Source organism: Streptomyces sp. NPDC003697 (assembly GCF_053587115.1).
Map to the genome: position 1 here is coordinate 94,034 of NZ_JBSFNN010000019.1, position 6,000 is coordinate 100,033.

The 6,000-nt window shown below is 72.5% G+C and carries 4 protein-coding genes and 1 pseudogene; 4 read left to right on the top strand and 1 reads right to left on the bottom strand.

Features of this window, described 5'->3' with window-relative positions; all coding sequences use genetic code 11:
- Nucleotides 1-58: 58 nt before the first annotated feature.
- The 3 genes from ACWDNY_RS11000 (at nucleotide 59) to ACWDNY_RS11010 (ending at nucleotide 3,461) form a co-directional block, all read left to right on the top strand.
- Nucleotides 59-538 carry an NUDIX hydrolase gene (locus tag ACWDNY_RS11000; protein WP_451645431.1) on the top strand — a complete coding sequence of 160 codons (480 nt, stop codon included), beginning with the start codon at nucleotides 59-61 and terminating at the stop codon, nucleotides 536-538.
- Between the two features lie 54 nt (nucleotides 539-592).
- The gene (locus ACWDNY_RS11005) at nucleotides 593-1,393 is read left to right on the top strand and encodes a 3-hydroxybutyrate dehydrogenase (RefSeq protein ID WP_451645432.1); all 801 of its coding nucleotides are present in this window, start codon (nucleotides 593-595) and stop codon (nucleotides 1,391-1,393) included.
- Between the two features lie 76 nt (nucleotides 1,394-1,469).
- Nucleotides 1,470-3,461, top strand: coding sequence for a helix-turn-helix domain-containing protein (locus tag ACWDNY_RS11010; protein WP_451645433.1), 1,992 nt, complete (start codon nucleotides 1,470-1,472; stop codon nucleotides 3,459-3,461).
- Between the two features lie 45 nt (nucleotides 3,462-3,506).
- Here ACWDNY_RS11010 and ACWDNY_RS11015 read toward each other — a convergent pair whose 3' ends face one another.
- Nucleotides 3,507-4,907, bottom strand: a complete 1,401-nt coding sequence (locus tag ACWDNY_RS11015; protein WP_451645434.1) for an MFS transporter — start codon at nucleotides 4,905-4,907, stop codon at nucleotides 3,507-3,509.
- Between the two features lie 243 nt (nucleotides 4,908-5,150).
- On the opposite strand from ACWDNY_RS11015, the pseudogene ACWDNY_RS11020 reads away from it, so the two are divergent.
- Nucleotides 5,151-5,309, top strand: a pseudogene (locus tag ACWDNY_RS11020) (IS701 family transposase); the annotation flags it as partial.
- Between the last annotated feature and the right edge of the window lie 691 nt (nucleotides 5,310-6,000).

Below are 6,000 nucleotides of genomic sequence, written 5' to 3' on the forward strand. Positions count from 1 at the left end.
CTCCGTACATCCCCCACGGCGCGCAGGAGCGGCACGGCCCGCCCGTTAGGGTCGGTCCATGGCCACCCCCGACTTCATCCGCGAGATCCGGGCCCGCGCGGGCCACCAGTTGCTCTGGCTGCCCGGAGTCACCGCCGTAGTCCTGGACGACGAGGGCAGAGTGCTGCTCGGGCGCCGCACCGATACCCGCAGGTGGTCGGTGATCGGCGGCATCCCGGAACCGGGGGAGCAGCCGGCCGCCTGCGCCGTGCGCGAGGTCTTCGAGGAGACGGCGGTGCACTGCGTCGCCGAGCGGGTGGTGCTGGTCCAGGCGCTGGCCCCGGTCACCTACGGCAACGGCGACATCTGCCAGTACATGGACATCACCTTCCGCTGCCGGGCCGTCGGTGGCGAGGCCCGGGTCAACGACGACGAGTCGCTGGAGGTGGGCTGGTTCGCGATGGACGCGCTGCCCGGCCTCGACGACTTCGGGCGCTTCCGCATCAAGCAGGCCCTGTGCGACGCACCCACGTGGTTCGACCCTACGGCGCCAGGCTGAAGTATGGGTAGCGGCCACATGTGGTGGGGCAATCGCCGTGCTTAGGGTCGAGTCATGACCCCGTCCAGCGCCCTCCCTGGCCCCCACGCCTCCTCGCTCGACCTCGGCGGCCGCACCGCCCTCGTCACCGGCGCCGCCGGCGGCATCGGCCGCGCCTGCGCGCTGCGGCTCGCCGCGGCCGGGGCGAAGGTCAGAGCCGTCGACCGGGACGCGGCGGGCCTGGACGCCCTCGCCAAGCCGGCCCAGGGCCTCGCGGGTACCGTCGAGCCGCACGTCCTCGACCTCACCGACCTGGACGCCGCCGAGGAGGCGGCGGCCGGCGCCGACGTCCTCGTCAACAACGCCGGGCTGCAACTGGTCCGCCCTATCGAGGAGTTCCCGCCTGAGGTCTTCCACACCGTGCTGACCGTAATGCTGGAGGCGCCGTTCCGGCTCATCCGCGGCGCCCTGCCGCACATGTACGGGCAGGGATGGGGGCGCGTCGTGAACATCTCCTCCGTCCACGGCCTGCGCGCCTCCGCGTACAAGTCGGCGTACGTGGCGGCCAAGCACGGTCTGGAAGGGCTGTCCAAGACCACCGCCCTCGAGGGAGCGCCGTACGGCGTCACGTCGAACTGCGTCAACCCCGCGTACGTGCGCACGCCGCTGGTCGAGAAGCAGCTCGCCGACCAGGCGCGGGCGCACGGCGTGCCCGAGGAACGCGTGCTGTCCGAGGTGCTCTTGCAGGACAGCGCCGTCAAACGGCTGATCGAACCGGAGGAGGTCGCCGAGGCGGTGGCGTACCTGTGCAGCCCGCAGGCGTCCTTCGTCACCGGCACCTCGCTGGTCCTCGACGGCGGCTGGACCGCCCACTGACGACCCGGCGCCCCCGGCCGCGCCGAGTTGTCCACAGGACTCACCGAGCGGCCGGGCGATGGGGAATCCTGTGACCATGTCCAGCGATCACGTGCAGTCCGGCCGGCGTCCCGCCGACGGCGCCGCCGCCCCGGCCGGCAGCGCCGTGGCGCCCGGCGCCGCCGCCCCCACGCCGGGCAGCGGCGGCGCAGAGGCGCCCTTCCTCGCGCTGCTGGCCCGGGGCGCGCCCGCCGACGCCTACGAACAGCCGGTGCTGCTGGCGCGCGCCGAGGGCCGGCCACCCGGGCGGATCGCCGCGCTGGAACACGCCAAGCTCATGGCCCTGCGCGTGCGCGCCGAGCTGGAGGGGCGCAGACGGCGCGAGGCGGAGCTGTCGGCCCTGTTCGAGACGGCGCACGACCTGGCCGGCCTCAGAGACCTGGACGCGGTGCTGCAGGCCATCGTGCAGCGCGCCCGTTCCCTGCTCGGCACGGACGTCGCCTACCTGACCCTGCACGACCCGGCCCGCGGTGACACCTACATGCGCGTCACCGAAGGCTCGGTCGCGGCCCGCTTCCAGCAGCTGCGCCTGGGTATGGGGGAGGGCCTCGGCGGCCTGGTCGCCCAGACGGCCCGCCCCTACGTCACCGACGACTACTTCCAGGACGCACGCTTCCAGCACACCGGCACCATCGACACCGGCGTACGGGACGAGGGCCTGGTCGCCATCCTCGGCGTGCCCCTGATGCTGGGCCCCCACGTGATCGGCGTGCTGTTCGCCGCCGACCGCCGCGCCCGGGTGTTCGAACGGGAGCAGATCGCGCTGCTCGGCTCCTTCGCCGCCCTGGCCGCGGCCGCCATCGACAGCGCCAATCTCCTCACCGAGACCCGCTCCGCCCTCGCCGACCTCGAACGGGCGAACGAGATCATCCGCGACCGCAGTGCCGTCATCGAGCGCGCCTCCGACGTGCACGACCGTCTCGCCGAACTCGTGCTGCGCGGCGGCGGAGTGCACGACGTGGCCGCCGCGGTCTCGCAGGTCCTCGGCAGCACCGTCGAGTTCACGGAAGCCACCGCCGCGCCCGCCGACGCCCTGGAGTCGTCCCGCGCCGACGGGCACGCGATGCCGCACGGAGAGGACTGGATCGCCGCGGTCGCCGCCGGTGGCGAACTGCTCGGCGCGCTCATGCTGCGGGGACACCCCGACCTCGACCCCGTCGACCAGCGCACCTTCGAGCGCGCCGCCATGGTCACGTCGCTCCTGCTCCTCGCCAGACGGTCGGCCGCCGAGGCCGAGCAGCGCGTGCGCGGCGAACTGCTGGACGATCTGCTCGACGCCCGCGACCGCGACCCCCGCCTGCTGCGCGAGCGCGCCGCCCGGCTGCACGCAGACCTCGACGCCACCCACGTCGTCCTGGCCGCGCGCCTCGACGGCACGGCCGCCGATGCCGACCAGGAGGCCGCCGCCCGCCGGCGCCTGTGGTCCGCGGCCTCGCACCTGGCCGCGACCCGGCGTGGGCTCGCGGCCGCCCGCGACGGGGGGACCGTCCTGCTGCTGCCCCTGGACCCGGGAGACACCGCGACCGGACTGGCCCGCCGCACCGCCCGTCACCTCGGCACGGCCGTCCACGAGTCGGTCACGGTCGGCGCCTCCGCCCCCGTGGGCGACCTCGCCGCCCACCCCGACGCCGTCGCCGCGGGGTACGCCGAGGCGCGCCGCTGCCTGGACGCCCTCGGTCTGCTGGGTCGCACCGGTGACGGCGCCGCGGCGGAGGACTTCGGCTTCCTCGGCCTCCTCCTGGCCGGCGACCGCGACGTCGCCGGATTCGTCGACCGCACCATAGGCCGCGTCGTCGGCTACGACGAGCGGCGCGGCACGGATCTGGTCCACACCCTGGAGGCGTACTTCGCCTGCGGGATGAGCCCGGCACGCACCAAGGACGCCCTGCACGTCCACGTGAACACCGTCGCCCAGCGGCTGGAGCGCGTCGGCCGTCTGCTCGGCGACGACTGGCAGCAGCCGGCCCGCGCCCTGGAGATCCAGCTCGCGCTGCGCCTGCACCGGTTGTCCGCACCGGCACAGCGCTGACCCCCGCACGCACGGGCGTACGGGGGCCGGCTCCGGAACGCGGGATCAGACGGGACGGGCGTCCGCCCGGGCCGCCTCGCGCTCGCCCTCGCCGTCACTGTCACCCACGACCTCGACCGCGGCCAGGTCGCGGTGGCGCGTCTCCTTGGCCACCCCGACGGCGACCAGTGTCAGGACGGACGCCGCGATCACGTACAGGGCGATCTGGGTGGAGCTGTGGTAGTGGTCCAGCAGGGCGGTGGCGATCAGCGGGGCCGGCGCGCCCGCGGCGACCGAGGAGAACTGCGCGCCGATGGAGGCGCCGGAGTAGCGCATCCGGGTCGCGAACATCTCGGAGAAGAAGGCGGCCTGCGGCGCGTACATGGCGCCGTGCAGCACCAGGCCCACGGTGACCGCCAGCAGGAGGGCGCCGAAGGTGCCCGTGTCGATGAGCGAGAAGAACGGGAACATCCACAGACCGACTCCGGCCGCGCCCAGCAGGTAGACCGGCCGGCGTCCGATCCGGTCCGACAGCGCGCCCCAGGCGGGGATGGCGGCGAAGTGCACGGCGGAGGCGATCAGGACGGCGTTGAGCGCGGTCTGCTTGGAGACGCCGGCGGAGGTGGTCGCGTAGACGAGGATGAACGCGGTGATGACGTAGTAGCTGATGTTCTCCGCCATGCGCGCGCCCATGGCGACGAGCACATCGCGCCAGTGGTGCCGCAGCACGGCCACGAGCGGCATCTTCTCGGCCGCGCCGTCGGCCGCCTGCGCCGCCTTGCGGGCCTCGGCCTGGGCCAGCGCCTCCTTGAAGACGGGCGACTCGTCGACCGACAGCCGGATCCACAGCCCGACGAGCACGAGGACACCGGACAGCAGGAACGGGATGCGCCAGCCCCAGCTTCCGAAGGCGTCGTCGGACAGCAGAGCGGTCAGCAGCGACAGCACGCCGGTGGCGAGCAACTGCCCGGCCGGCGCCCCCGTCTGCGGCCAGGAGGCCCAGAAACCGCGCCGCCGGGTGTCACCGTGCTCGGACACCAGCAGCACGGCCCCGCCCCACTCGCCGCCGAGCGCGAAGCCCTGGACCAGACGCAGCGTGGTGAGCAGCACCGGAGCGGCGGTGCCGACGGTCGCGTGCGTGGGGAGCAGACCGATCGCGAACGTCGCCCCACCCATCATCAGCAGGCTCAGCACCAGCAGCTTCTTGCGTCCCAGCCGGTCGCCGTAGTGCCCGAACACCAGGGCGCCCAGCGGCCGCGCGGCGAATCCGACCGCGTACGTCAGGAACGACAGCAGGGTGCCCACGAGCGGGTCGGAGTCCGGGAAGAACAGCTTGTTGAACACGAGCGCGGCGGCCGAGCCGTACAGGAAGAAGTCGTACCACTCGATGGTGGTGCCGATGAGGGACGCGGCGACGATGCGGGGGAGCTTCGAAGGAGCGGGTGGAGCGCTTGCGGGCGACGACATCGGCACCACTTCCTGGCGTTTCGAACGGGGACGTTTGCGTGTCGCCACACCGTAGGAACCCGCAGGTCAGGCGCACATGTGGCGGGGCAACATAGTTCGAGGATTGCCTATGCGTGTGGCCACCATGCCAGCTCCTGGAAAGGCGTCTCAGGGGATCGACGGTGGTCAAAACGGGTGCCGTCCTGGACGCGCAGTTCAGGGCGATTTGACGGTGCGGTACTGACTCCCGTGCTGGCTTGGTGCTACTCCGGAACCGCCGGCCGCACCGAGAAATGCCGGATCAGCGTCTTCGCCGCCCACGCCACCACCCTGGGCCGGGCCCTGATCGACCGCGAGCTCTACCTGACCAAGACCTGGACCGAGGAGCGCGAACGTTGCCGCGCGGCCAAAGTCCTCAGCGAGCGGTCCGCCTGCCTTGATGTCGTGCCCGGCTTCTATGCTCCTGCGATGACGTCTTACGAAGGAACGCATCGGACCGTTCTCGTCCGGGTGGGCAGCCGCCATGCCCAAATCGACGAACGGCTCGCACACACGATCCAGGCGATCTGGGAGTGCGGCCTCGACACGTTCACTTGCTGCCAGGACCTGGCAGAGAGCAACGCGGATTGGCCGGAGAAGCTGCCGCACATGACGGAGTGGGTGGAGTCCCACCGCGGCTGGATGCTCATCGACTTCCCGGTCGACAGCGGCCTCGCCTTCCTCTCGGCCGTGGCGAATGCCGGCCCGCGAGACGCCTTCTACGTGCGGATGACTCACTGGGCCGCCCCGGACGCCTGGGACGTGAAGATCAAACCGATGGACGCGGCGATGTTCCAGGAGAACCAGCCATCGAACTTCGGCCTTCGCCTCCTCCAGGTGAGCTTCCCTGCCTACGATCTGCCCGAACTGACCCGACGTCTCCGCGAACACGCCGCAGGCCGTACGGTGCCGCCCGCCCCCGCCGACTGGAGCACCGTCGGCCGCTAGTGCCGCGGCAGGCAACGTTCGCCCCGTCGCGACGCCCGGCACGCTCCCCCAAGCTCTCGGCTCCGCTCGAGCAGGGGGTACCCCCACTCGCCGCACCGGCCGGAAGCCCGAGTACATCCAGTACGAG

Coding starts and splice junctions, on each gene's coding strand:
- ACWDNY_RS11005 (WP_451645432.1), top strand. CDS start 593: ATGACCCCGTCCAGCGCCCTCCCTGGCCCCCACGCCTCCTCGCTCGAC.
- ACWDNY_RS11010 (WP_451645433.1), top strand. CDS start 1,470: ATGTCCAGCGATCACGTGCAGTCCGGCCGGCGTCCCGCCGACGGCGCC.
- ACWDNY_RS11000 (WP_451645431.1), top strand. CDS start 59: ATGGCCACCCCCGACTTCATCCGCGAGATCCGGGCCCGCGCGGGCCAC.
- ACWDNY_RS11015 (WP_451645434.1), bottom strand. CDS start 4,907: ATGTCGTCGCCCGCAAGCGCTCCACCCGCTCCTTCGAAGCTCCCCCGC.